At 72.0% G+C, this 24095-nt stretch carries 25 protein-coding genes and 1 pseudogene; 7 read left to right on the top strand and 19 right to left on the bottom strand.

Annotated elements, in window-relative coordinates; all coding sequences use genetic code 11:
- Window positions 1-4: 4 nt before the first annotated feature.
- From HJC40_RS30630 to HJC40_RS30620, 3 genes are all read right to left on the bottom strand, one after another.
- On the bottom strand, window positions 5-175 hold the full coding sequence (locus HJC40_RS30630; RefSeq protein ID WP_250006372.1) for a hypothetical protein: 171 nt from the start codon (window positions 173-175) through the stop codon (window positions 5-7).
- 403 nt (window positions 176-578) lie between these two features.
- Window positions 579-1175, bottom strand: a complete 597-nt coding sequence (locus HJC40_RS30625) for an SMI1/KNR4 family protein (RefSeq protein ID WP_250006371.1) — start codon at window positions 1173-1175, stop codon at window positions 579-581.
- Between the two features lie 244 nt (window positions 1176-1419).
- Entirely contained in the window at window positions 1420-1620 is a 201-nt protein-coding gene (locus tag HJC40_RS30620) for a hypothetical protein (protein WP_250006370.1), read from the bottom strand.
- Between the two features lie 275 nt (window positions 1621-1895).
- Here HJC40_RS30620 and HJC40_RS30615 point away from each other — a divergent pair, with 275 nt between their 5' ends.
- Window positions 1896-2255: a hypothetical protein gene (locus HJC40_RS30615; RefSeq protein WP_250006369.1), complete on the top strand. Its 360-nt coding sequence runs from the start codon at window positions 1896-1898 to the stop codon at window positions 2253-2255.
- 246 nt (window positions 2256-2501) lie between these two features.
- Here the strand turns inward: HJC40_RS30615 and HJC40_RS30610 are convergent, their stop codons facing one another.
- The 3 genes from HJC40_RS30610 to HJC40_RS30600 form a co-directional block, all read right to left on the bottom strand.
- The gene (locus HJC40_RS30610; protein WP_250006367.1) at window positions 2502-2894 is read right to left on the bottom strand and encodes a hypothetical protein; all 393 of its coding nucleotides are present in this window, start codon (window positions 2892-2894) and stop codon (window positions 2502-2504) included.
- A gap of 132 nt (window positions 2895-3026) precedes the next feature.
- On the bottom strand, window positions 3027-4463 hold the full coding sequence (locus HJC40_RS46320) for a GGDEF domain-containing protein (protein WP_250006365.1): 1437 nt from the start codon (window positions 4461-4463) through the stop codon (window positions 3027-3029).
- Window positions 4464-4511: 48 nt separating this feature from the next.
- Window positions 4512-5000: a MarR family transcriptional regulator gene (locus tag HJC40_RS30600; protein WP_308200964.1), complete on the bottom strand. Its 489-nt coding sequence runs from the start codon at window positions 4998-5000 to the stop codon at window positions 4512-4514.
- Between the two features lie 85 nt (window positions 5001-5085).
- Here HJC40_RS30600 and HJC40_RS30595 point away from each other — a divergent pair, with 85 nt between their 5' ends.
- Complete coding sequence (locus HJC40_RS30595) at window positions 5086-5661, top strand: NADPH-dependent F420 reductase (protein WP_250006361.1); 576 nt, start codon at window positions 5086-5088, stop codon at window positions 5659-5661.
- Window positions 5662-5718: 57 nt separating this feature from the next.
- Here HJC40_RS30595 and HJC40_RS30590 read toward each other — a convergent pair whose 3' ends face one another.
- From HJC40_RS30590 to HJC40_RS30570, 5 genes are read right to left on the bottom strand one after another with little or no spacing between them, the layout of a single operon-like run.
- Entirely contained in the window at window positions 5719-6330 is a 612-nt protein-coding gene (locus HJC40_RS30590; protein ID WP_250006359.1) for a hypothetical protein, read from the bottom strand.
- Complete coding sequence (locus HJC40_RS30585; RefSeq protein WP_250006357.1) at window positions 6327-7676, bottom strand: hypothetical protein; 1350 nt, start codon at window positions 7674-7676, stop codon at window positions 6327-6329. Before HJC40_RS30585 ends, HJC40_RS30590 begins: the two co-directional genes overlap by 4 nt.
- Window positions 7673-8461, bottom strand: coding sequence for an ATP-binding cassette domain-containing protein (locus HJC40_RS30580; protein WP_284043971.1), 789 nt, complete (start codon window positions 8459-8461; stop codon window positions 7673-7675). The genes HJC40_RS30585 and HJC40_RS30580 overlap by 4 nt, the downstream gene beginning before the upstream one ends.
- A gap of 19 nt (window positions 8462-8480) precedes the next feature.
- The gene (locus HJC40_RS30575) at window positions 8481-9272 is read right to left on the bottom strand and encodes a zf-HC2 domain-containing protein (protein WP_250006353.1); all 792 of its coding nucleotides are present in this window, start codon (window positions 9270-9272) and stop codon (window positions 8481-8483) included.
- Entirely contained in the window at window positions 9269-9808 is a 540-nt protein-coding gene (locus HJC40_RS30570) for an RNA polymerase sigma factor (protein WP_250006351.1), read from the bottom strand. Before HJC40_RS30570 ends, HJC40_RS30575 begins: the two co-directional genes overlap by 4 nt.
- A gap of 93 nt (window positions 9809-9901) precedes the next feature.
- Between HJC40_RS30570 and HJC40_RS30565 the strand changes: the two genes are divergently transcribed.
- Together HJC40_RS30565 and HJC40_RS30560 are read left to right on the top strand one after the other, a co-directional pair.
- Window positions 9902-10357, top strand: coding sequence for a GNAT family N-acetyltransferase (locus tag HJC40_RS30565; protein ID WP_250006349.1), 456 nt, complete (start codon window positions 9902-9904; stop codon window positions 10355-10357).
- 96 nt (window positions 10358-10453) lie between these two features.
- Entirely contained in the window at window positions 10454-10849 is a 396-nt protein-coding gene (locus HJC40_RS30560; protein ID WP_250006347.1) for a DUF2255 family protein, read from the top strand.
- Here the strand turns inward: HJC40_RS30560 and HJC40_RS30555 are convergent.
- The 4 genes from HJC40_RS30555 to HJC40_RS30540 all read right to left on the bottom strand — a co-directional run bounded on the left by HJC40_RS30555 (window position 10816) and on the right by HJC40_RS30540 (window position 15776).
- Entirely contained in the window at window positions 10816-11973 is a 1158-nt protein-coding gene (locus HJC40_RS30555; RefSeq protein WP_250006345.1) for a winged helix DNA-binding domain-containing protein, read from the bottom strand. The two genes, HJC40_RS30560 and HJC40_RS30555, sit on opposite strands and share 34 nt — an antisense overlap.
- Before the next feature lie 4 nt (window positions 11974-11977).
- Window positions 11978-14116, bottom strand: coding sequence for a molybdopterin oxidoreductase family protein (locus tag HJC40_RS46315; protein ID WP_250006343.1), 2139 nt, complete (start codon window positions 14114-14116; stop codon window positions 11978-11980).
- A gap of 68 nt (window positions 14117-14184) precedes the next feature.
- Window positions 14185-14919: an SDR family NAD(P)-dependent oxidoreductase gene (locus HJC40_RS30545; RefSeq protein ID WP_250006341.1), complete on the bottom strand. Its 735-nt coding sequence runs from the start codon at window positions 14917-14919 to the stop codon at window positions 14185-14187.
- Window positions 14916-15776: a fumarylacetoacetate hydrolase family protein gene (locus tag HJC40_RS30540; protein ID WP_250006339.1), complete on the bottom strand. Its 861-nt coding sequence runs from the start codon at window positions 15774-15776 to the stop codon at window positions 14916-14918. Before HJC40_RS30540 ends, HJC40_RS30545 begins: the two co-directional genes overlap by 4 nt.
- 119 nt (window positions 15777-15895) lie before the next feature.
- On the opposite strand from HJC40_RS30540, the gene HJC40_RS30535 reads away from it, so the two are divergent.
- Window positions 15896-17614, top strand: a complete 1719-nt coding sequence (locus HJC40_RS30535) for a dihydroxy-acid dehydratase (protein WP_250006337.1) — start codon at window positions 15896-15898, stop codon at window positions 17612-17614.
- Between the two features lie 5 nt (window positions 17615-17619).
- Here the strand turns inward: HJC40_RS30535 and HJC40_RS30530 are convergent, their stop codons facing one another.
- Window positions 17620-19086, bottom strand: a complete 1467-nt coding sequence (locus HJC40_RS30530; RefSeq protein ID WP_250006335.1) for a serine/threonine-protein kinase — start codon at window positions 19084-19086, stop codon at window positions 17620-17622.
- Window positions 19087-19268: 182 nt separating this feature from the next.
- Here HJC40_RS30530 and HJC40_RS30525 point away from each other — a divergent pair, with 182 nt between their 5' ends.
- The gene (locus HJC40_RS30525) at window positions 19269-20066 is read left to right on the top strand and encodes a universal stress protein (protein WP_250006333.1); all 798 of its coding nucleotides are present in this window, start codon (window positions 19269-19271) and stop codon (window positions 20064-20066) included.
- A gap of 61 nt (window positions 20067-20127) precedes the next feature.
- Here the strand turns inward: HJC40_RS30525 and HJC40_RS30520 are convergent.
- Together HJC40_RS30520 and HJC40_RS30515 are read right to left on the bottom strand one after the other, a co-directional pair.
- A protein-coding gene (locus tag HJC40_RS30520; protein ID WP_374273148.1) for an IS5 family transposase occupies window positions 20128-20972 on the bottom strand; the annotation gives its coding sequence in 2 pieces (ribosomal slippage) (window positions 20128-20609 and window positions 20609-20972; 846 coding nt in all).
- A gap of 115 nt (window positions 20973-21087) precedes the next feature.
- Complete coding sequence (locus tag HJC40_RS30515; protein ID WP_250006329.1) at window positions 21088-21771, bottom strand: hypothetical protein; 684 nt, start codon at window positions 21769-21771, stop codon at window positions 21088-21090.
- A gap of 506 nt (window positions 21772-22277) precedes the next feature.
- On the opposite strand from HJC40_RS30515, the pseudogene HJC40_RS46710 reads away from it, so the two are divergent.
- Window positions 22278-22448 (top strand): annotated as a pseudogene (locus tag HJC40_RS46710) (transposase); the annotation flags it as partial.
- A gap of 102 nt (window positions 22449-22550) precedes the next feature.
- Here the strand turns inward: HJC40_RS46710 and HJC40_RS30505 are convergent.
- Window positions 22551-24071: a class I SAM-dependent methyltransferase gene (locus HJC40_RS30505; protein ID WP_250006325.1), complete on the bottom strand. Its 1521-nt coding sequence runs from the start codon at window positions 24069-24071 to the stop codon at window positions 22551-22553.
- Window positions 24072-24095 lie beyond the last annotated feature (24 nt).

Genomic DNA, 24095 nt, shown 5'->3' with positions numbered 1-24095 from the left:
ACGGCTAGGCCGGTTCGCGTACGCCACCCTCCTCGCCGTCATCAGGGAGCGGTTCGACTGGCGCATCCGGCAGCTCATCCGGCGTATCCGGTAACAACTCGCCTGCGTCATCCGGCGCGGGCTCGCCAGGATCGATCGGTGGATACTCATCAGGGTTCAGATCCGGCAACGACATGCGACCATCATCGGCCAAGCAGACTTCAACCGCTCCTCGGCACACCGCCCGAGGCCGCAGGCGACTCGCGACGCCGCTCTCTCGGTGGCAAATCAGCACGTGCGCGGTGGCGGTAAGTCAAGCGGTCGCCATTGGTGCTCGCGTTGACGCGGGAACGCCGGTCAGCCGGGCGGGGAAGAAGATGAGAGCTCATGCGCCCGAGTGCCCTGATCGTCCGAGCGCCGCGGGCTGACGGTTGCTGGACGCGGCCGGCCGTCCGCGTGGCGATGGCCGTGGCCGTGTCTGCGTGTTCGGCGCGGTGTCCTTCGGACGGGTCGGCGGTGTGCCGGCGAAGGTTGGTTGCTGTGCGCGCCGCCCAGGGAGGTTGCGTCGAGACGGGCATGAAGCGACCTCACCGGTCAGTTCAGCCCCACGGGAAGTGCCAGATCCCTTCCACTGGACCTCGGTCATCTTCCACGACCGTGGAGAGGTCGATCGCCCACAACCTGTCGGCCGTCTGTTCAAGCATGTCGCTGACCGACGCCCAGACAGGGCCGTCCTGGCCATCCGAGTGAAAATGCTCGGAGACGCAACCATAAAGAGGACCGGGGCGGCAGTCGACGAACATTCCCTGTTCATCCCCGGCGATCGGCACCCACTCGGGGATCCAATACGAAAATACCGAGTATGTTCCTGCGGCCTCCCCGCGGAGCGCTTCAATATCATGAGCAGAATCGCTCGGGTTGCTCTCCAACCTCATGGACAGATAATTAGCCGCGTACTGCGCCGGAAGCAGGTGATAAAGTGGAGGAATCAGGTATCCGCAGGATTCAACTTGCGCTCCACCCTGTCCATCGACCGTCTGCCATAGATCAATCAAATCGTCGGGAACATTGACCGAGATCTGGTTGAGGGCAGCCTGTAAGCGAGCATGCTCGGCCGGCGAGTTGAGGGTCGCGGCCGTGGATGGGGCGTATTGGCCGAGCCAAAGAATAATTCTTGACCATGCGGCGTCAGTCACGCTCGACAAGGCTACTCGGCTGCCTGGACCGGCGCGCTGGAATTGACTGCTTCGCACAACGGTGCCGACCACCCCCAGCTCGGCGTCTGACCAAGCCGCATACCTGCGGAACGACGTCAACAAGACCGCCGGTGCACTCAATTCGGCATGTCCGAGTGCTTCAGGCGGATGTCCGGCTGATGATGGGGCAGGCCGAGCGACAGGCCAGGTTCGCGTGCGGCCTGTTGCCCGAAAGATCTCACATTCAGCAGGCCGCATGTTTGTCCTCGACGGCGTTCTCGATCGCTCGGGCCACCGCGGGCGGCAGCGGAACCAGCACCGTCTTGCCGCCCTTGCCGCGAACCGTCAAGACGCGGTGGCCGTGTTCCTCGCCGAGGTCGGCGACATTGGCGCCGCAGGCTTCGAAGATTCGCAGACCGAGCAGACCGAGCATCGCGATCAGCAACAGTTTGATGGGAAACAGAAGAGGCAGTCATAACTCACGGTGCGTCACCGCCACCAAGGGCGCCAGCGCCTCGGCGCGGCAGATCCGTGCATCGAACAACGTTGCGGCAGCGTGTTCCGGACTTATCGCGAGGTGATCGTTCGGGTACTGGTCAAACGGTCTGCCAGGCTCAGGCGGACGACCCTTGCGACCGGGTTGGCGCGGTACTCGGCACAGCTGTGTGCCTCTTCCTGTGCCGACGATTACCGCCGGCTCCGGCGGGGAACGTCAAGGAGATGAGTACCTACCCTGATCCGGCCTGGCACGGCGACGTCTATCCCTCTGAAGAGGAGATCGATCCGTCCGGCACCGACGGCCCGGTCGGGGCGTACGCCAGCCGGCCCGGCTCGCTACCATCCTCCACGCCTGGATCGCCGCCCATCCCCGGACCGGCAGGCCGGGTCGCCACCACCGCCAATTCGATTGTCAGTCGGCGCGCGGACGGATCGATTGAGGTGGTCACCGACCTCGACGGTGACGGCATCGCCGACGTGGTGCAGCTCGACCTCGACGGTGACGGGGTGCCCGAGCTCACCTACCTCGACACAGACCACGACGGCCAGCTCGACACCGTGCTGCGCACCCCGAACCACTGACAGCACGGTGCTGCGCCGGCCCATCTCCGCACCGCACACGCTGCCGCAGCCCATCGCGCCCGGATCGGTGACGGCCTCTACTGCCGCAGCGACCACAGCGGCAGCTGAGTGCGGGAAAGTGCTGATCTCGTCAGCGTCGAGGTGCTCCTGCACGGATCCCGCCACGAAAACCGAAGGGCAACGCGCCACCAGCACATGAGTACGCTCCGCGTTTGTCTGCGGCCAATCAGTGCGTCCGCAAGCATGTCACCAGCGGTGCTGATCCATGGAAGGAATGGCGTTCGACCAGCGTGGCTGTACCAGTAACAGCGCCATGAGAACGTGCATGGTGAGCACAGCCAGCAAGGTGGCTGTGTCGCCGGTGAGCACGAGGGTCAGCACCAGCGCCGGCACCACGAACACGGCAAGGGCTGCCAGCCGGAACCAGTACCACCGCAGACCCGCCCAAGACCGCAGAAGTGCTAATGCACCAGCGGCCAGCAGGAGCGCAGCGCCGTGCAACGGCGCCGCCCAGCACACAGCGATGAACACATGAACACCGACGACCAGAACCTTCGAGGCGACGTGGAGGTCGCTGCTGACCACAGTCGCGTTCAGCACCGCCAGCGTCGCCAAGTCGAGCGTGAAGTACAGCGACAAGTGCACAAGCAGCCAAACTCGCGACGAGTCCGCGATCGTGCGTAGCGGCGCGCACCGAGAGACCCCCAAGAGGGATGCCATGCCATCAACCTAGAGGTCCTGCGCCATACCCGTTCACCGGCTTGGCGTGGGTCAGCGCCCGGCCGAGGCCCCGACCCGTTCGCGGCGGCGGCCCGCGGCCTTGGCCGCGTACATGGCTGTGTCGGCCTCCTGCAGCAGCGCGTCGAGGGACCGGTCGCCGGTGGCCGACCCGATGCTGACGCCGACGGTCACCCGCTCGCCGCGGATGGGCATCGGCTCGGCCAGGGCGCTCCGGATGCGGTCGGCCGCGTCCGACGGGCCGGTCAGCACCAGCGCGAACTCGTCGCCACCCAAGCGGGACACCAGGTCGCCGGGGCGCACGGCCGACAGCAGCCGCCGGGCCACGGTCACGAGGACCTCGTCGCCGGCGGCGTGGCCCAGCCGGTCGTTGACGGGCTTGAACCCGTCCAGGTCGATCAGCAGCACCACGGCGCCGGGGTGGCGGGCCAGCAGCTCACCGCCGCGGGCGTGGAAGGCGGCCCGGTTGTGCAGGCCGGTGAGGGAGTCGTGGTGGGCCTGGTGGGCCAGTTCGGCGCGCTGTCGTTCCAGCTTGACGGCCAGGCCGCCGATGATCGTCATGGTCAGGAACTGGCGGGCCAGCACCAGGGCGAACGTGATCAGCAGGATCCAGACCAGCCCGGCGTCGAGCGTGGCGTGCCGGATCTGCTCGGCGGCGACGGCCACGACGGCCAGGACGATCGGGACGTACGGGAGCAGCGCCCACCGGCTGGCGAAGTGGTGCGCGGCCCGGTCGACCTCGCCGTCGGGGGAGGGGAGGCGGCTCGCGACCAGGATGAGGCCCGCGGCGAGCAGATAACCCGCGCCGACCCCGCTGTACCAGGACCGGCCGCCGACGCTGTTGTGCAGCGCGAGCATCGCCGTCACGGCCAGCACGACCGAGGCCGCCCCGAGCACGCGCGGCGACAGTCCCGTACGCCCGGGGAAGTTGCGGGCCATGGTGACGAGCGCGATCGCGGCGGCGAGCACCTCGAAGGCGGTCAGCGCCGTCGTGGTGAGGAAGGCCGAGCCGCTCGCGCGGGACGGGCCGAGCACGTAGACCCAGGACAGCGCGAGGATCGCGCCCGACACGGCGGCCAGGTCGAGCAGCCCCCGGTAGCGCTGCGCGCCGGTCATCGGGGGAGCGTTGAGGTGCAGCCCGAGCGGCAGCAGCACGGCCGCGCCGAGCGACCCGCCCACGCCGACCGCGAAGGCGGCCGGGGACGGCCGGACCTCGTTGACCAGATAGCCGACGTTGGCGATCGCCCACAGCGACGTCGACGCGACTCCGACCCGGATGGCGTGGCGCGCCCGCCCCGTCTCCGAGCGGATCCGCCGGAGGTAGACCACGGCTGACGCGCCCAGCGTGAGGGCGATCAGCGCGTCGGCGAGGCCGCGGCCGGCCGCCGGTGGCAGCCACGGCAGCAGCGCCTGGAAGGCGAGGGCGCACACCGCCACCGCCACCAACTGTCCACGCAGGGGCTTGGTCACGGTCGTCAACTCGGTCGTCCGGCGGCCGAGTTGAGGGTTGGCGACGGGTCAGTCGTACCGCTCGTAGACCGCGGACGTGGCCCGGGACGGGTCGAGGCGGTGCAGGACCGCGTCGAGGATGTCGGTGAGCTGGGCGATCTGGCCGGGGCTGAGCGCGTCGACGACCGTCTCGCGCACGGTGGCGACGTGGCCCGGCGCGGCCTCGCGCACCTTGTCCCAGCCGGCCGCGGTGAGCCGGGCGTTGGTGGCCCGCTTGTCCTCGGGGCAGGGGAAGCGCTCGACCAGCCCGCGCGTCTCGAGCCGCTGCACCACGTGGGAGAGCCGGGCCAGCGTGGCCGCGGTCAGCTCGGCCAGGGTGGTCATCCGCAGGGTCCGGTTCGGCGCCTCCGACAGCATGGCCAGCACGAAGTAGTCGAAGTGCGTGATCTGGGCGTCGCGCCGCAGTTGAGAGTCGAGGGCGCTGGGCAGCAGCTCGAGCACTGCCGCCAGGCGCACCCACACCGCCTTCTGCTCCTGGTCGAGCCATCGGGTGTCCACGGTCACCAGTTTCCCACGAAGTTAGTTGTTGCTACAACCGGCGCGCCGTGCGATGGTTGTAGCAACAACCAAACAGGAGGCCAGCATGGCGAACATCAGCATCCTCGGTACCGGCAGCATGGGTCAGGCGATCGGCGGTCTGGTCGCCAAGGGCGGCAACACCGTTCAGCAGCTCAACACCTCGAACGCCGCCGAGGCGGTCACCGGCGACATCGTCATCCTGGCCGTGCCGCACAGCGCGCTGGCCGGCATCGTCGCCACCCGCGGCGCCGAGCTCGCCGGCAAGGTCGTGGTCGACATCACCAACCCGCTCGACTTCGCCACCTTCGACGACCTGACCGTTCCGGCCGACGGTTCCGCGGCGGCCGAGCTGGCCCGGGAGCTGCCGCAGTCCCGGGTCGTGAAGGCGTTCAACACCAACTTCGCCGGCACGCTGGCCACCGGCTCGGTCGGCTCCGAGACCACGGCCGTCCTGATCGCCGGTGACGACGCCGACGCCAAGGCCGCCGTGTCGTCGTTCGTCGAGGCCGCCGGGCTGCGCGCCATCGACGCCGGCTCGCTCAAGCGGGCGCGTGAGCTCGAGTCGCTCGCCTTTCTCCAGATGACCCTGGCCGCCGGCGAGAAGCTGTCCTGGACCGGCGGCTTCGCAGCGGTCGCCTGACGCGCCATCGGGCGGTGACCCACCCGGTCACCGCCCGGCGCGTCGGCCGGTGACCGACTACTGGCCCAGGGCCGCTTCGGCCGGGGCCGGGCGCGGGCCGACCCGCCCGGCGTAGGCCACCAGGCCGGCCGCGAGCAGAACGCCCGCCGTGGCCGCCGCGATCTCGCTGCCGGCCGGCTGCACCAGCCAGAACACCGCCTCGCGCCAGCCCGTGGACGACTCGCCGAAGATCAGTTGGGCCACCGCCCAGCAGATCGGCAGCTGCCAGGCCATCCGGGTGCCGAGCAGCGCCACCCCGAGACCGATCAGGCCGGTCAGGCCGGCCACATCGCGCAGCGTCGCACCGGCCGGGCCGAACGACGCGCCGCTGGCCCGGCTCGCGAGCAGCGGGACCGCCGCAACGACGCCGACCAGAAGCAAGTGCAGTACGCGGCGTGGCGGCCAGCGCAGCGCCGCCGTCGATTCCAGCGAGTCGTCGTCCCCGGCCAGCGTCGGGATCAGCGGAGCGAGGGCCAGCAGGGTGGTGAACGTGGCCAGCCCGGCGTTGATCTCCGGAGCGTCGCTGAACATCGACCAGCCGGCCCAGATCAGGGCGGCCGCGCCGAACGAGACCGCGACCGCGAGGGGCAGGCGCCGGGAGCGGAGGTAGAGCCGCGACCAGGCCGTCACGACGAAGCCCCGGTCAGCAGCGGCAACAGGTCCTCCTGGCAGTTCAGGGAGGCGTCGCGCAGCGCGGTCACCCGCCGGATCTGCTCCGGCTCGGGCAGCGCGCGCAGGGCCCGTACCGTCTGGGGCACCTGGGCCTTGAGCTCGGGGTAGAAGCTCAGGGTGTCGTCGACGCCGGTCAGCTCGTCCCGGCCCATCAGCCAGGCGCCGGCCGCGTGCGCGGCGACCAGGTCCTGGCCGCCCGGGCAACCGTTCCACAGCGTGCCGGCGCCGAGCACGATGGTCTCGACCAGCGCCGGGCTGAGCCGCCCGTCGTCCAGGCCGAGGTCGAAGTTCATCGTGCCGGGCTCGGGGCGGGTGGTGCCCGTGCCCTGCCAGTCCGAGTCGCCGGGCTGATAGACCCGGTCGGCCCGCCACTCGACGGCCCGGGTCGGCGCGCCCGGCAGCTTGGCCAGCAGGCTCAGCGCCTCGCGCACCCGGGGCGCGGCCTCGTCCAGGACCGTCGCGTGCACCGCGGTCACACACACCTGCGGAGCTCCGTCGGCGCAGACCAGCTTCTGCGCGGCCGCGTCCACCCGGTAGTGGGTGGCCGCGGTGGTGCCGGGGATGACGGCCGCGAGCGTCCCGGCCACGGCCAGTGCGGCGACGGCGGCCACCCGGGGCAGCCAGGACCGGCCCGAGGCCAGCAGGAACCCGGCCGCGATCAGCCCCGCACCGAGCACCGCATAGCCGAGCACGGCGCGACCGGTGACGGCCTCCCAGTCGTACAGGGGAGGCTGGGGCAGCATCGCGAGGTTCTCCCAGCGCGTCGGCTCACCGGGCGGGCCGAACTCCGCGAAGCCGAACTGCAGCAGCAGGCCGAGCACGGCGACGAGCGGGGGAACCAGCGGCGACGACCAGGCCCGGCCGGCCGCGAGCCCGAGCCAGGCGCCCCCGGCCAGCACCAGCACCCCGGCCAGGGGCCACAGCACGGTGAAGGCGTTGGCGTAGGCGCCGGTCACCAGGATGACGATCGCGCCGCCGGCGAAGACGATCAGGTGGGCCAGGGCGGCCGCGACGGCCAGGGCGAGCAGGCCGGGCAGGAGCCGCTGCGCCCGGGGCCGCCCGGTGCTGGCGATCAGCTCGTCGGCCCGGCTGCGCCGCTCCCGGCGGCCCATCACCGCGCCCCCGGCCAGCGCCAGCGGGAGCAGCAGGAAGAGCGACGACGTGTGGGCGTAGGTGAAGCCGTGCCAGCCGTCGAGCCCGAGGTTGCCGCCGAGCGCCAGGGCGCCCAGGCCGGCCGCGACGAGCAGCACGGCCAGCGACGGGGCGTTGGAGCGGCGCAGCTCGAAGCCGAGGACGCGGGTCATGCGGCGCTCCGGTGGGTGGTCAGCAGCGAGGTGTAGCCACGCTCGGCCGGGCTGTCGCCGGTGCCGCCGCGCTCGCCGAGACGGACGAGCTCGGCCGGCAGGCCCTGCCAGACCAGCCGGCCCTCGTCCACCAGCACGACGTCGGTGCAGGCCGCGACCACGTCCTCGACCAGGTGGGTGGAGACCACGACGCAGCTGTCGGCGCCCAGCTCCCGCAGCAGCGTGCGGAACTCGACGCGCTGTTCCGGGTCGAGGCCGACGGTCGGCTCGTCGAGCAGCAGCAGGTCGGGGTCGTTGACGATCGCCTGGGCGATGCCGACCCGGCGCAGCATGCCGCCCGAGAGGGTCTTGAGCTTGGCGCCGGCCCGGCCGGTGAGCCCGACGCGCTCGACCGCGCGCTGCACCGCGCCCGGGATCGCCGCCTTGGGCATCTCGCGCAGCCAGGCCATGTACTCGACGTACTCGCGCACGGTGAACCGCGGGTAGAAGCCGAAGTGCTGCGGCAGGTAGCCCAGCCGGCGGCGCAACGAGCGCAGCACCCGGCCGTTCGTGGCGTCCTCGCCGAGCAGGCGCAGACTCCCGCCGGACGGCCGGTGCACGGTGGACACCGCCCGCATGAGCGTGGTCTTGCCGGCGCCGTTCGGGCCGAGCAGCCCGTGCACGCCGGTGCCCAGCCGCAGGTCGAGACCGTTGACGGCGACGTGCCGCCCGGCCTTGACCCGCAGCCCGGCGGCCTCGACGGGCCAGGCGTAGGTGGTCGGTTCGAGCTCGGTCGCGCTGACCATGCGTACCACGGGAGTCTCCTTAGTTGACGCGCCGGTGGTCGCCGGCGCGAAGGACGGTGAGCAACGTGCCGGCCAGGGCGGCGGCGGCCCAGGCGGGCAGGCTCGACGGCTGGACGACCGCGGGCAGGTCCGAGGTGAGGACCGCGGGCAGGGCGACGGCCAGCAACCAGCCGCCGCCGAGCACCGCGGCGGCCCGGCCGACGCCGATCAGGCCGCCGGCCAGCAGGGTCGCCGCGGTGAAGGTGAGGCTGGGCAGCAGCCACAGCGCCGGCGACATGCCGAGCCGCCAGCCGGCCAGGGCCAGTGGGGGCAGCACGGTCGCGAGGACCACGACCGTACGCCGGAGAAGTAGTTCCAGCCCGGCCCGCGAGGTGCCCGCGGTGATCTCCCAGGCCGGGTCGCTGCGCCGGGACCAGGCGATCGCCAGCCCGGCGAGCGGCGCCACCGGGGCCAGCAGCAGCACCAGCGACGGCCGCTCGGGGAACTGCCGGTCCAGCGCGAACGCCGCGAGGACCGCACCGGCGACGGTCGCGACCCACGGGATCACCGACCACACGGCCCACCGGTGGGCGAGGCGACGCCAGGCCCGTCGCCGGGCCGGCTCGGGCCCGGTACGCACCCCCCTGTCGATCGTCACCTGCACGTCGTCGAGCAGCGTGCGCAACGGCGGAGCGGCCAGCTCGGCCAGCCGGGCCCGGCACCCGGCGCAGTTCTCGAGGTGCACCTCGACCGCCCAGACGGTGGCGTCGTCGAGATGCGGGTCCCCGGCGGTGTAGGCGGCCAGCGGTGCGGCCGGAATGTGGTCGGTCACGACAGCGCCTCCCGCAACACGGTCCGGGCCCGCCGGGCCCGGCTCTTCACAGTTCCCTCGGGCAGCCCGAGGAGGATCGAGGTCTCCCGCACCGTCAGCCCGTCCAGGACCATCGCGTGCAGCACCGCGCGCAACTCCGGCGCCAGCCGGGAGAGGGCGACGCCCACCTCGTCACCGATCGATCCGGCCAGGGCTTCGTCCTCGGCGGCGGGCGCGGGGCGGACGGGAAGCTCCTCGGCCGGCACCTCGGGGTGCCGGGCCCGCCGGCGCAGGGCATCGACGAGCCGGTGCGCCGCGATGGTCCACAGCCAGCCGGCCGCGCTCCCGCCGCCCTGGGCGCCGGTGAACGACCCGGCCGCCCGCCACACCGCGAGATAGGTGTCCTGCAGGACCTCGGCGACCAGACCGTCGTCGGAGCAGCGGCGCCGCAGCCGCACGGCGAGCCACGGCGACGTGCGCCGGTAGAGCTCGTCGAACGCGGCCCGGTCGGCCCGGGCCACCCGCCGCAGCAGTTGCCCCTCGTCCAGCTCGGTCACTTTCACATCCGGTCAGACGACGGCGCCCCCGTTCACGGATCACCCTAATGAGTGACGCCGGTCACATGGTGTCGTGTCAGTAGGTTGTCGGTCGTGACCGACGTACGGCTGGAGCCGATGACCGAGGACCAGTACACGCCCTGGCGGGCCGAGGGCGAGGCGCACTACGCCCGGAGCGCCGCCGCATCGGGCCGGTCGGCGGCGGAGGCGGCCCACGACGCCGCCGAGACCTACGCGCGGCTGCTTCCCGACGAGTTCGCCACCCCTGACCACCATTTCTGGTACGCCTACGACGGCGACCGCCGGGTCGGCTTCCTGTGGGTCAAGGTCACCCGGGACACCGCGTTCGTCTACAACGTCGCTGTCGAGCCCGACCTGCGGCGTCGGGGCTACGGCCGCGCGATCATGCTGGCCGTCGAGCGCTGGTGCCGCGACAACGCGCTGACCCGGCTCGGCCTGCACGTCTTCGCCCACAACACCGGCGCCCGGGCCCTGTACGAGCAGCTGGGCTTCACCGAGACCGGCCGCAACCTGGCCAAGAACCTGTGAGACCGTCCGCCTGATACCCGCGGAGTATCGATCGGTGTCGAGGCGGTGTTGGTCCCGGGCGGCGCGGCCGAGCACGATCGGGAGCATGAGCACCCGATGGTCCGCCCGGACCTGCGTCTTGTGGCGGCGGCGCCGGAGCTGCGGATCGCCGTCGAACGGCCGGACGGCAGCCTGCGGAGCCCGGTGCCGATCTGGGTCGTGTGCGCCGGCGGGCAGGTGTACGTGCGGTCCTGGTATCGGCGGGACACCGGCTGGTTCGGTCAGGCGCTGCGCTCGCGCCGGGCCCGGATCAGCGTGCCCGGTCTGCAGGCCGACGTCACCGTCGAGGACGTGGGCGACGCGTCCCCCGCGGTCAGCGCCGAGGTCGACGCCGCCTACCGCGCGAAGTACGGCGGGGGCGCCGGGATGGTGACCGCCGCAGCCACGGCGACGACTCTGCGGCTCGACCCCACCGGGCGTCAGGCGGTGGCCTTCATCGCGGGCGAGGAGTAGACGCTGCCCACGCGGAATCCGTCGAGCCAGGCGGTCAGCCGGTCGGCCTCGGCCGTCAGCAGGTCGCGACCCTCGGCCGGCACCTCCTCCAACAGGCGCAGCCGGACGACGCCGGCGGCGTCCTGCACCCAGCAGCCGACCGCCCGCCCGTTGAACCAGGCGGTGGTGCCGGCGTTGCCGCGCCTGTCGAAGAGCCGGTCGCGGTGCGGGCCGAGGTAGAAGTCGCGGCCCTTCCAGCCCATCACGGTCGGGTCGAGCACCGGCAGCAGGGCGGCCCACGGCTCGTCGTGGCCGACCTCTTCGACGTCGTCGGGCAGCAGCCAGCCGGTCGCGCCGCCGTCGAGGCCGACCGGCACGGCGTCCAGCGACGCCAGGGCCGCCCGCACGACCGCCTTGGTCGTGCCCAGCCACCACACGAGGTCCTCCTCGGTGCCGGGGCCGAAGGAGAACAGCCAGCGGCGGACGAGCTCGCGGTAGCCCGCGGCCGGGGTCAGGGGCGTCGGCAGCGGGTCGAGCCAGTGCCGCATCAGCGTCCACCGCGGCCGTGACACGTGCCAGCCGCCGGTGTTGACGCCGCGGACGAGGTCGGCCGTCAGCCCCAGGTGCGTGAGCACCCGGCCCGCCGTCCACACCTCGCCCGGCCGGACGGCGACCTTGACGTCGATCAGCGGGACGGCCTGCCGCAGGTCGAGCGCCGAACGGCCGTCCGGATGATCAGCCAGCGCCTCGATCACCCCCGCCCGCGCGCGGTCGAGCCACTCGTGACCGTCCTCGGCGAAGCCGGCGGTCACCGCGTCCTGCGCCATCCGGGTCCGCTCAGTCGCGGCGACCCGGGCCGACGCGCTCGGCCAGGCGGCGGCCAGCAGGTCGGCCGGGAAGACGAACAGCGTGCGCCGCATGGCCAGCTGCTTGACCAGCGTCCGGTCGTGGTGCAGGGCCCGGTCGACGTTGGCCACCGACAGCGACCGCACCCGCGCCCAGCACGACAGGTAGACCGTGGCCGGTTCGGTGGCGTGCAGCACCGTCATGGCCCTTGTGGCTGCCTCGGGGGAGTCGACCGGGGCGCTCAGCGCGTGCCGGATCGCGAGCCGCGCCCGCCGCTCGTCGTCGGCCAGGTGTCGCATCGCGTCATGATGCCACGCGTTTGATCTCCACCGGGATGCCGTTGAGCACGCTGTTGCCCGAGAGCGGGTCGAGGACCGTCTCGTCGGTGAGCACGTTGGAGTTGACGCCGGGATGGGCGGCGGCGACCGACTGGCGGGTGCCGGGCACGTCGTGGCCCCAGCCGTGCGGCAGGCTCACCACCCCGGGCATCACCTCGTCGGTCAGCTCGACGCGGACGGTCAGGCCGCCGGCCCGCGAGGTGACCTGGGCGGCGTCGCCGTCGGCGAGGTCGAGCCGGGCCGCGTCGGCCGGGTGCAGCTGCAGCGTGCACCGGTCGCGGCCTTTGACCAGGGCCGGCACGTTGTGCATCCAGCTGTTGTTGCTGCGCAGGTGACGCCGGCCGATGAGGACCAGGTCGTCGGCCGGGCGGTCGAGGGCGGCCCGCAGGCGGGGCACGTCGGCGGCCAGCGGGGCCGGGCACAGGTCGACCCGGCCGCTGGGGGTCCGCAGCACCTCGGGCATCCGCGGCTGCAACGGACCGAGATCGACACCGTGCGGGCTGGCCCGGAGCTGGTCGAGCGTCAGCCCGTACGCCCCGGCGCGCAGCGCGGCGTCCAGCAGGCGCTCGGCCGGGGAGTCGCCGGTGACCTCGCGATCGCCCGCCACCCGCCGCAGCAGCTCGTCGTGGAAGACCTCGACCGGCAGGTCCTGACCGGAGACGATCAGGGACAGCCGGGCCAGGATGTCGCACTCGTCCATCGAGCCGGGCCGGGGTGGCAGGGCCGGCGGGGAGTAGGCCGCGAAGTTGCGCACGGCGAGGGCCAGGAACGAGAAGTCGTAGTGCCCCTTGCGGGTGGCCTCGGGCGGCGGCAGCACCACGTCGGCGTGCCGCGTCGTCTCGTTCAGATAGGGATCGACGCTGACCATGAACGACAGTCCGGCCAGCGCCCGGTCGAGCCGTCCACTGTTGGGGGTGGACAGCGCCGGGTTGCCGGCCACGGTGATCAGGGCCCGCACCTGCTCGGGGCCCGGCGTCTCGATCTCGTCGGCCAGGGTGGCCACCGGCAGCTCGCCCTTGACCTCGGGCAGCCCGCGCACCCGGCTGTGCCACCGCCCCACGGTGAAGCCGCGGCCACCGGGCCGGCCCGGCGGTCGCATGTGGGCGGCGAGGGGGAACATGACGCCGCCGGGCCGGTCGAGGTTGCCGGTCAGCGCGTTCACCACGTCGACGAGCCAGCTGGTCAGCGTGCCGAACTCGACCGTGCAGGTGCCGATGCGTCCGTAGACGGCCGCGCGCGGCGCCGCCGCCAGCTCGTGGGCCAGCGACCGGATCCGCGCCGCGGGCACGCCGCAGGTCGCGCTGACCACCTCGGGGGCGAAGCCCGCGGCCAGCTCGCCCACGGCGGTCACCCCGTCCACGTAGGGGGAGGGGGTGACCAGCCCGTCGGCGAAGAGCGTGTGGACGAGGCCGAAGAGCAGGAACGCGTCCGTGCCGGGCCGGACGAACAGGTGCTCGTCGGCGTGCGCGGCGGTCCGCGTCCGTCGCGGGTCGACGACGATGAACCGTCCGCCGCGCTCCTGGATGGCCTTCAGCCGCCCCGGGAAGTCGGCCGCCGTGGCCAGGCTGCCGTTCGACTCCCACGGGTTGGCCCCGAGCATCAGCAGCAGGTCGGTGCGGTCCAGATCGGGTACGGGAATGGCCAGCGGGCTGCCGAACAGGTAGCCGCAGGACACGTGCTTGGGCATCTGGTCGACCGTGCTGGCCGAGAACACGTTGCGGGTGCCGAGCGCCTTGACCAGCGGGGCCGCGTAGAGCCCACCGGCCATCGTGTGGACGTTCGGGTTGCCGAGATAGAGCGCCACCGCGTGCGGCCCGTCCGCCTCGATGATCGGCCGCAGCCCGGCCCGGACCGCGTCGAACGCCTCGTCCCAGCCGACCTCGACGTGCGAGCCGCCCCGCCGCAGCAGCGGCCCGCGCAGCCGGTCGGGATCGTCCGACAGCTGGCCGAAGGTGGCGCCTTTGGGGCAGACGAAACCGTGGCTGAACACGTGCTCCCGGTCGCCCCGGGCGGCCACGACCCGGTCGCCCGAGATCGTCAGCTCGAGACCGCAGGCGGCCTCGCAGAGCGGGCAGGTCCGGTACGCGGTACGCGAATCGGTCACGGTGGCACCAACCTCCCGAGGTGGTTACTGGCCAGTATCGTGCCACGCCCGTCCCGCCGGGGGAACCGTCACTTCCGCAGTCGCAACCCCTGCATCCCGCCGTCCACGGCCAGGGCGACGCCCGTGGTCGCCGACGCGTCCGGCCCGGCCAGGTAGGCGATCGCGTCGGCCACCTCGTCGGCCGTGACCAGGCGTCCGGTGGGCTGGCGGGCCTCCAGCGCGGCCCGCTCGGCCTCGGGGTCGTCGGTCTGCTCGAGCAACCGGCCGATCCACGGGGTGTCCGCCGTTCCGGGGTTCACGCAGTTGACCCTGATGCCCTCGCGGATGTGGTCGGCCGCCATGGCCAGGGTCAGCGACAGCACCGCGCCCTTGGTCGCGCTGTAGAGAGCGCGGTTCGGCAGGCCGGCGGTGGCCACGATCGAGCAGGTGTTGACGATCGCGGCGTGCCCGGACTCGCGCAGGTGCGGCAGCGCGGCCCGGCTGACCCGGACCATGCCCTGCACGTTGACGTCGAAGACCCGGGCCCACTCGGCGTCGTCGTTCTGCTCGACCGTGCCCTGGGCCCCGATGCCGGCGTTGTTGACCACGACGTCGAGGCCGCCGAGCTCCGTCGCCGCGGCGGCCACCGCCGCCCGCACCGACGTGTCGTCCGTGACGTCGCACCGCAGGCCCAGCAGCGGCGCGGGCACATCGGTGTTCAGGTCGAGCGAGGCCACCCGGTAGCCCCGCCGGGCCAGCAGCGTCGCCGTGGCCAGGCCGATGCCCGAGGCGCCGCCGGTGACGATCGCGCGCAGCCCGGTCATCGGGGCCCCACCACCTGCTGGCGGGCGGTGCCGAGCCGCTCGATGCCCAGCGTCATCACGTCGCCGGGCCGCAGGTAGGACGGCGGTTTCAGGCCCAGGCCGACGCCCGGCGGGGTGCCGGTGTTGATCAGGTCGCCCGGCTCGAGCACCAGGAACTGGCTGAGGTAGTGCACCACGACGTACGGGTCGAAGATCATCGTCTTGGTGTTGCCGGTCTGCCGCCGCTCGCCGTTGATGTCGAGCCACATGTCGAGGTCGTTGACGTCCGGGATCTCGTCCGGGGTGACCAGCCAGGGCCCGGCCGGGTTGAACGTCTCGGCCGACTTGCCCTTGCTCCACTGGCCGCCGCGCTCGAGCTGGAACTCGCGCTCACTCACGTCGTTGACCAGCACGTAGCCGGCGATGGCGGCGCGCGCCTGCTCGACGTCCTCGAGATAGGACGTCCGGCGGCCGATGACGATGCCGAGCTCGACCTCCCAGTCCGTCCTGGTGGAGCCGCGCGGGATCCGTACGTCGTCGTTCGGGCCGATCAGCGTGTTCGGCGACTTGGTGAACAGGATCGGCTCGCTCGGCGCGGCCTGCCCGGTCTCGGCGGCGTGGTCGCTGTAGTTGAGCCCGATGCACAGGATCTGGTGGGGCCGGGCGATCGGGGCGCCGATCCGCTGCCCGCCCAGCGGGCGCGTGTCCCCGGCGGCGAGGCGGCCGGCGACCGGTCCGGCCAGCCGCTCGAGGCCGCCCGAGCCGAAGAACGCCTCGTCGAAGTCGGTCACCAGGTCGGACACGTCGACGTAGGTGTCCTCGCCGGCGCGCACGGCGGGTTTCTCGGCGCCGGCGGCGCCGACTCGCAGGAGGTGCACGGCGGGTGCTCCCATCTCGAAGTGGCCGGTACGTCAGAGCATGTTCCGGATCGTAGGCGGAAGTTCCGGATAGATGAAGGATCTTCCCGTGAGAGGCGACGTGGCGTTACGGTCACGACATGTCTGATCGGCGCAGCGCTCAGTGGTACGGCGGCGATGACCGGAACAGCTACATCCATCGGGCCTGGATGCGGCGCGGGCTGCCCGCCGACGCGTTCGACGGCGAGCGGGCCCACATCGCCATCGCCAACACGGCCTCCGACCTGACGCCGTGCAACGCTCACCTCGACGAGGTCGGCCGCAGCGTCGCCGACGGCATCCACCGGGCCGGCGGCATCGCGCTCAACCTGCCGGTCGTGTCGCTGGGCGAGACGCAGGTCAAGCCGACCGCGATGCTGTGGCGCAACATGGCCGCGATGGCCATCGAGGAGATGCTGCGGGCCAACCCGATCGACGGGGTGGTGCTGCTCGGCGGCTGCGACAAGACGATCCCCGCCCTGCTCATGGCGGCCGCCTCGGTCGACCTGCCGGCCGTCGTGATGCCGGGCGGGCCGATGCTGACCGGCACGTTCCGCGGGGTGCCGCTGGGCTGCGGGACGGATGTGTGGAAGCTGTCCGAGGAGGTCCGCGCGGGCACGCTGAGCTCGGCCGAGTTCCAGCGCTCGGAGTCGTCGATGATCCGCAGCCGGGGCCACTGCAACACGATGGGCACGGCCTCGACGATGGGGCTGCTCGCCGAGGTGCTGGGCATGACGCTGCCGGGCATCGCGGGCACGCCGGCGCCGGACAGCCGCCTGCTCGAGGGCGCGCACGCCACCGGGGTGCTCGCCGTCGACCTGGTCGACCGGGGCCGGCGGCCGAGCGCGGTCCTGACCCGGGCGTCGTTCCACAACGCGATCGTGGCGCTGGCCGCGCTGGGCGGCTCGACCAACGCGGTCGTGCACCTGCTGGCCATCGCCGGGCGGCTCGGCGTCGAGCTGACCCAGGACGACTTCGACCGGATCGGGGCCGGCGTGCCGCTGCTGGTCGACCTGCAACCGGCCGGGCGGTTCCTGATGGACGACCTCTACCGGGCCGGCGGGCTGCACGCCGTGCTGGCCGAGGTGCGCGACCTGCTCGACCCGACGGCGATCACGGTCGTCGGCGAGCCGCTGGTGGCGGCGCTGGACGAGGCCCGGGTGTACGACCGTGAGGTGATCCGCCCCCGGGCCGACCCGCTGCAGATGGAGGCGGGCATCGCGGTGCTCTACGGCAACCTCGCGCCCGACGGCGCCCTGGTCAAGCCGGCCGCGGCCACCCCCGCGCTGCTGCAGCACCGCGGCCCGGCGGTCGTCTTCGACTCGGTGGAGGATCTGAAGGAGCGGCTCGACGACCCGTCGCTCGAGGTGACCGCCGACTCGGTGCTGGTCCTGCGCGGCTGCGGCCCGAAGGGCTACCCGGGCATGCCCGAGGTCTCGAACATGCCGCTGCCGGCCAAACTGCTGGCCGAGGGCGTCCGTGACATGGTGCGCATCTGCGACGGCCGGATGAGCGGCACGGCGTACGGGACGGTGGTCTTGCACGTCGCCCCGGAGGCCGCCGCCGGTGGCCCGCTGGCCAAGGTCCGCACCGGCGACATGATCATCCTGGACCTGGAGAACCGCCGCCTCGACGTCGACCTGCCCGCCGACGAGTGGGCCGCCCGCCCGCCGTCGCCGGAGGCGGCCCGCGCCTACGCGGCCCCCGAGCGGGGCTGGGCCAAGCTCTACGTCGACACGGTCAACCAGGCCAACACCGGCGCCGACCTCGACTTCCTGCTCGGCTCCAGCGGCGACCGCGTCGCCCGCGAATCGCACTAGCGCACTCAGTCCATCGTCATCGAGGGCTTTCCGGCCGCGCAGGTCACCGTCATCGTGGTGACCTCGGCGCCGTGCTTGAAGGTGACGGCGGCGGCCTCGGCCGACTGCACCTTGTAGGGCTTGCGGGCCGCATAGGACAGGATCTCCGGGGTGCCGGGCGACGAACAGGTCGCCGTCAGGTTCCCGGCGGTGGACGAGAACGCCCGGGTCTCGGGGCTCGGGGCCTCGGTCGTCGGTGGAGCCGGCCGGGTCGGCGCCGGGGCGCCGGGCCCGGCCGGCGGCGTCGTGGTGACGGTCGTCGGCAGCGGAACTGCCGGCGCGGCCGTCGCCGTGGGCGGCGCCGTCGTCGTCGCGGCCGCCCGCGGAGAGCCGCCCGGCGCCACGGCTGCCGTGGTGCGTCCGAGCCCCGCCGCGCTGGGCGTCGGCCTGACAGGCGCCGAGCTCGCGGTCGGTGGGAGAGCCGGTGAAGCCGACGGCCCGGCCACCACGGGCGCCGAGCCCTCCGGCCGGGGGTCGTCGCCGGGCACGAGCAGCCAGCCGCCCACCCCCGCCGCCCCGACCGCGACCAGCGACGCGGCGGCGACCGCCCAGCGCTTCGGGCGCGGCGGCCCGGCCGGCCGCTCGACCGGCACGGTGTCCTGAGCGAGCAGGGCGGCCACCTCGCGCGCGCTCGGGCGACGCGACGGGTCCTTGAGCAGGCACCGTTCGCACAGGTCGGCGACCTGCGGAGGCACCCCGGCGACCGGTGGCAACGGCGCCGGCTCGACGTAGATGTGGTTTCTCAGCATCTGCGTGGTGTCCTCGGTGGTCCACGGCGAATGCCCGGACAGCAGCCGATAGAGGACCACGCCCAGCGCGTAGACGTCGGAGGCCGGCTCCACGGCGTCGTCGATCAGCCGTTCCGGGGCGAGGAAGGCCGGGGTGCCGAGCACGTCGGGGTCGAGATCGCCGGAGCCGCTCGGGGCGGTGGCGGCGGCGATGCCGAAGTCGACCACCTTGGCGCCGGTCGGCCCGAGCATGACGTTGGCCGGCTTGATGTCACGGTGGACCAGGCCGGCCGCGTGGGCCGCGGCGAGCGCCTCCGCCACCTCGGCGCAGACCCGCATGGCCAGCCGCGGCGTGAGCGGCCCCTCGGCCAGCCGCTGGGACAGCGTGCCGCCCTCGACGAGTTCCATCACGACGTACGGGAAGACCTGGCCCACGGTGTAGAACTCGCCGTAGTCGTGCACGTGGGCGATGTGCGGGTGGGAGAGTGCGGCCGCCGCCTGGGCCTCCTGCTGGATGCGGCGGTCCCCGGTGTCGGTCGCCACGATCTTGACCGCCACCATCCGGGCCAGCACGTGGTCGCGGGCCCGCCAGACCACGGCCATGCCGCCGGCCCCGATCGCTGTCAGCAGCTCGTACCGTCCGCCCAGTATCAGACCGGCCAGGTCCGACCCGGGCCCGCCGCCGGTGGTGGTCGCTCCGTCCATTCGAGGCAGTCTGCCGACATCGACCGCGGTGCGCATCCCCAGGGTGGTTCGCACGACCAGACGTACGGACAGTGTCGGCGTGCGCGCACCGTGCACCCGCCCTTGTCAACCCGGCCGGCCGGGACGAGTCTGAAGGAAGTGCCGCCGGGGTGCCGGCGACCGCCTGAATCGAGGAGGCGGACATGATCAAATCACGGATCGTGGTCGGGGTGGACGGCTCGGACCAGGCCGCCGCGGCGGTCGGCTGGGCCGCCGCCGAGGCCGCCCGCCGCGGGGCCGGGCTCCGCCTGATGGCGGCCTACTACCGCGAGAGCTCCCGGCCCGGCTGGTCCTCGACGCGGACGGCCGAGGAGCACGCCGCCGGGCACCTGCGCCGCGCGGCCGCCCAGGCCCACGCCGCGGCCCCCGGCATCGAGGTGCGCTGCCTGGCCGTGCTCGGGTACGCGGTGCCGATGCTCGTGCACGCGGCCGGCGAGGCGGCGATGGTGGTCGTCGGCAGCCGGCACGAGGGGGGCCTGCCCTTCCTGCCGTTCGGCTCGGTCAGCAGCCAGGTCGCCACCCAGGCCGGGTGTTGCGTGGTGGTCGTGCGCGGCCACTACGACCCCGAGGCCGGACCGGTGGTCGCCGGACTGGGTGACGGAGCCGCCACGGCCGCCGTGACCGGGCGGGCCTTCGAGGAGGCTTCGCTGCACCACGCCGATCTCGAAGCCGTCACGGCGGGCGACCGCCGCCGCGCCGAGGATCCCACCGGCGCCGGGCTGGACGCCGAGCTCGACCCGTGGCGCGAGAAGTTCCCGGGCGTCCGGGCCAGCCGCGAGTTCGTCGACGGCCGCGCCGACAAGGTGCTCGTGCAACGCTCGCGGTCGGCCCGCCTGGTCGTGGTCGGCCCGCGCACGCACGGCTATCAGGGCCTGATGCTCGGGTCGGTCGGCAGCCGGCTGTTGCAGCGCTCCGGCTGCCCGGTGCTGATCGCGCGGTGACGGACTGGCCCGCGGCCGGCCGGGGTCGCTCCCGGGAGGCAGTGACTAAGACCGCATCTCATTAGGGGTTTTTGCTGGTTAGGAGGTTGAGGCGGGCGGCGCGGCGGTAGCAGATCAGAGCGCAGGCCAGGTGCAGGAATCCGGTGTAGTGAGAAGCCTTGCGGTCGTAACGGCGGGCCAGGCGCCGGAACCGGCTGACCCATTCCAGGCATCGCTCGACGACGTAGCGGTGCCGGCCGAGGTGGGTGGCCGATTCGATGCCCTTGCGGGCGATCCGGGCGATCATGCCGCGTCGTCTGACGAGGTCGCGGCAGGACCGGTAGTCGTAGCCCTTGTCGCCGTGCAGCTTGTGCGGCCACCGGCGGGGCCGGCCGAGAGGTTGCCGGATCGCGCGCAAACTGTCGAGCACGTCCTCGAGCATGGTGCTGTCGTTGACGTTGGCAGCGGACAGCACCACGGTCAGCGGCAGCCCGTTACGGTCGCTGACCGCGTGGATCTTGGAGCCGGGCTTGCCCCGGTCTACCGGGCTGCGCCCGGTCAGGTCCCCCCTTTGACTGCTCGGACATGCATGGCGTCCACGCTTGCACGGGACCAGTCGATCTGACCGGCGGCGCCGAGAACGTCCAGCGTCGCTTGGTGAAACGCCTGCATGACGCCCTGTTCGACCCATTCTGTGAACCGGCGATGGGCGGTTGCCCGGGAGATCGGGATCGACGCGGGCAATGCGTCCCATGCGCAGCCGGTCTGCAACGAGTACACGATCGCCGCTGCCGCAACCCGATCATCGATCCGCGGCCGCCCACCGCCCTGGTGCCTTTTCGGGTGGGCGGGCAGCAACGGCTGAACGAGATGCCACAACGCATCCGGGCAGTACTTCTCCACATCACTCACACTCGTCCAACGAATGATGTTGGTCCTCAACAACCCCTATCGAGATGCGGTCTAAGGCGCAGATCAGTGCGCCGAGCACCGGATCGAGCCGCCCCTCGGAGCGTGGCCGGCCGGAGAGCGCGATGTGGCGTCAAGAGTTTTCGGCCTCTGCCTGCTGGAGAAATCTTTTCATTCGCCGGCGCTCGACTACAGCGATGGCAACGATGACGACCGCGGTCGGAACGGCCGAGATGGCGAAAGTAGGTGTGCCAACGATGCCGGCCCCGACGCCCGAAATCAACCATGAAACGGCATAGACCAGCAGTCCGGACAGTAGCAGCACAAGGACCAGTACCGTCGTCGCCAGAGTCTGAACCGGAGAGCCGCCGTGCCCTAACCGATCAAATCTCGGACGCCGCGGATCGGTCGGAAGGAGGACCGCTTCGGCGATGAGTGGGTCATTGGCCACGAAGAACCCACGTATGGCGTTCATCGCTCTAATGTATTTCCTCCCTTGGATCATCATATCGAGGGCTCGCCGGTAAGCAAGATATGTGAGAAACAAGGTCGGCACGCCGAGGCCTAGCGCCACACTAATGACAATCTCGACGCTTCTCCGCTGTGACAATAGAACGCCGAGGAAGGCCATTTCTGCGGCCTGAAGCGTAACGACGAACTGAACCCGTTTCTCCACTGCCGAGAACATGAACGCACGCAGCTCACGAGCTGCGACAAAATCGGCCAGTAAGAACTGGACAGACTCTTCTTTGATCGTGCTCGCGTTGTCAATCGACTGGGAGATCCTACGATTGCGTCTGAGCGCCGGGAAGCTCACGTTCAGATCGTATCCACCCCGATCAATCGTCCCAAGGCCCGTCTGCCGCCGATGAACGCAGTTCGCCGTTGGCATGATCGCGTCCACTCGCCCCGGCACATCGTGCGGGGCGTTGCTGCGGTTGTCGCTCCAGCGTCCCGCTAGCGTGTCGTGCGGTTGTTCAGGAGGTGCAGGTGTTGAGCGTCGTCTGTAGGGCAGTCTTCTCCGTTGCTGCAGGGTGAGGGCCCAGTACGACTTCCCGGTGGTCCACATTTGGCCTAGCCGCACCGGTATGAGGTCCCCGGCGGCTGCCAGGCCAACGGGTCCCCGCCGCCTTCAGCCTGGTTGACGGTGTCGCTGACGGCGATCAACGGGGGCCGGGTGAGGTCTTGGGCGAAGCTTCGCCGCTTGCCAGTGGTCCGGCCGCTGGCACCGGAACGCCGCGTGACCTACCGGCGGGGATCCTCGGCCGGATGCGTTCTGACCGGGTGCTGCGCCGAGCAACCCCGCCACGGGTCTATCAGCCATGGCTGTGGTGGTCCAAGGTCGACGCCACCGATGCTGATGTCGACCGGTGCCGCCAGGTGTTCCTGCGCCGTTTCGACATCGAGCACACCTTCCGCCGGCTGAAACAGACGCCGGTCTGGACCGCTCCGCAGCTCCGCGAACCGATCGCCGCCGCCCGCTGGACCTCGCTGTCGGCCACGACGTGGGACCCATCCTGGGCGCCGGCCAGGTACCTCGACGACCGAGCCATCACAAGGGCGCCAAGCCCGCCGAACCCTTGAACGGCGATTCGGTCAGCTGTTGTGGGGGCGGCGGGCCACCAGGATCGCGTGCGTGGACGGCCAGTCGAGCCGGTCGCCGTGCTCGTCGGCCAGGGACGCGGCCGGGGCGATGCGGTTGTCGATCACCCAGTCGTTGCGGAACGCGTGCGAGGCCGGGTCGATGGTGAACCCGGCCTCGGCCAGCAGCGTGCCCCAGTCGTCGAAGTCGAGCCCGCAGAACTGCTCGCGCGTCTCGGAGAGCCAGTTGTCGGTGTAGTCCTTCCGGGTGAGGAAGTCCATGGCCGGTCCGAGCTCGATCCGCACGACGTCGTCACCGGCCGCGTCGTACTCGAAGGGGAAGGCGAAGTCGACGGCGAACTGGGCCAGTCTCGCGTGCGTCGACAGGCCGCTCACATAGGCGGCGACCTCGGCCGACGGCAGGGCGGTCAGATCGGTCCGGGGCCGGGCCGGGTTCAGCCCGTCGTCGGTGCGCAGCGTCAGCCGGACCGGGCGGCGCCGGTCACCCGGGCCGCACACGTCGCTGTTGATCCAGACCCCGCCGGGCACGGTGTGGTCGTGGATGCGGCGGGCGAAGGCGAGCAGCGAGTCGCGCCGGTCGCCGTACGACCAGATCTCATGGGTCAGCGCGAACGTCAGCGTGGTGTCGACCGACCGGTCCGGCAGCACCGCGCCGCCCAGCACGTTGCGCTGGTAGAAGTACACGTTGGCGTTCCGGAAGACGCCCTGCGCCTTCTTGTGCACACACTCCTGGTAAAGGTGCCGCGCGACCTCGACGCCGATCAGGTCGCTCTCGTGCAGCTCGTCGTCGCGGTCGGCCAGCTCCAGCACCGCCCCGGCGCCGCAGCCGATGTCGACGATGCGGCCCGGCTGCACGTACCGGCGCACGGCGGCCCATTTACGCGCGGCGGCGTCCGCGAACGCCTCCACGTAGGTCCGGTAGTCCCGCGTGGCCGTCAGCCCGCCCTCGTCACCGACGACCGGGTCGTTGACCACCGACCGTACGGTGTCGGTCAGCCGGTAGCGGTCGAACACGTCGATGGTGGCCGGATGCGCGAGGTCCCGCCACGACTCGTCGCCGCCGGCCAGCCGCAGCAGCACATCCCACGGCCGCTCGGGCGGGGCGGCCAGGGCCGGATCGGCCTCCACCGCAGCGATGGGGAATCCGAGCTGTTCGTAGAGGGCCGCCACCTGCGGCGTCGAGCACGCGACGACGGTGTCGGCCGGGGTGAGCACGATCCCGGTCGCCACCGTGACCGTCTTGAGCGTCACCTCGGCGAACTGCTCGGTGGGGGCGGTGTCGAACACCGGCACCACCATCGAACGCAGCCCGGCCACCACGCTGAACCGCTCGATCGCCGCCTCGCGCCGGTGGTAGGGCACCGGGTTGCGCTTGGTGTTCTCGTGGTTGGCCGACGTCACGGCCCACACGATCGTCGCCCCGTGCTCCCCGGCCAGCCGCCGCAGACAGCCGGCCTGGAACCGGGTCAGCAGATGGTGACGTCCGGGAAAGAGCACGTATCGCGGGGCAGCCACAGCAGATGATCTTAGCGGGGCCGG

Origin of the sequence: Actinoplanes sp. M2I2, from assembly GCF_023544445.1 — a bacterium.
Taxonomy (GTDB): Bacteria; Actinomycetota; Actinomycetes; order Mycobacteriales; family Micromonosporaceae; genus Actinoplanes.
This window is presented reverse-complemented; position numbering and strand designations above follow the sequence as displayed.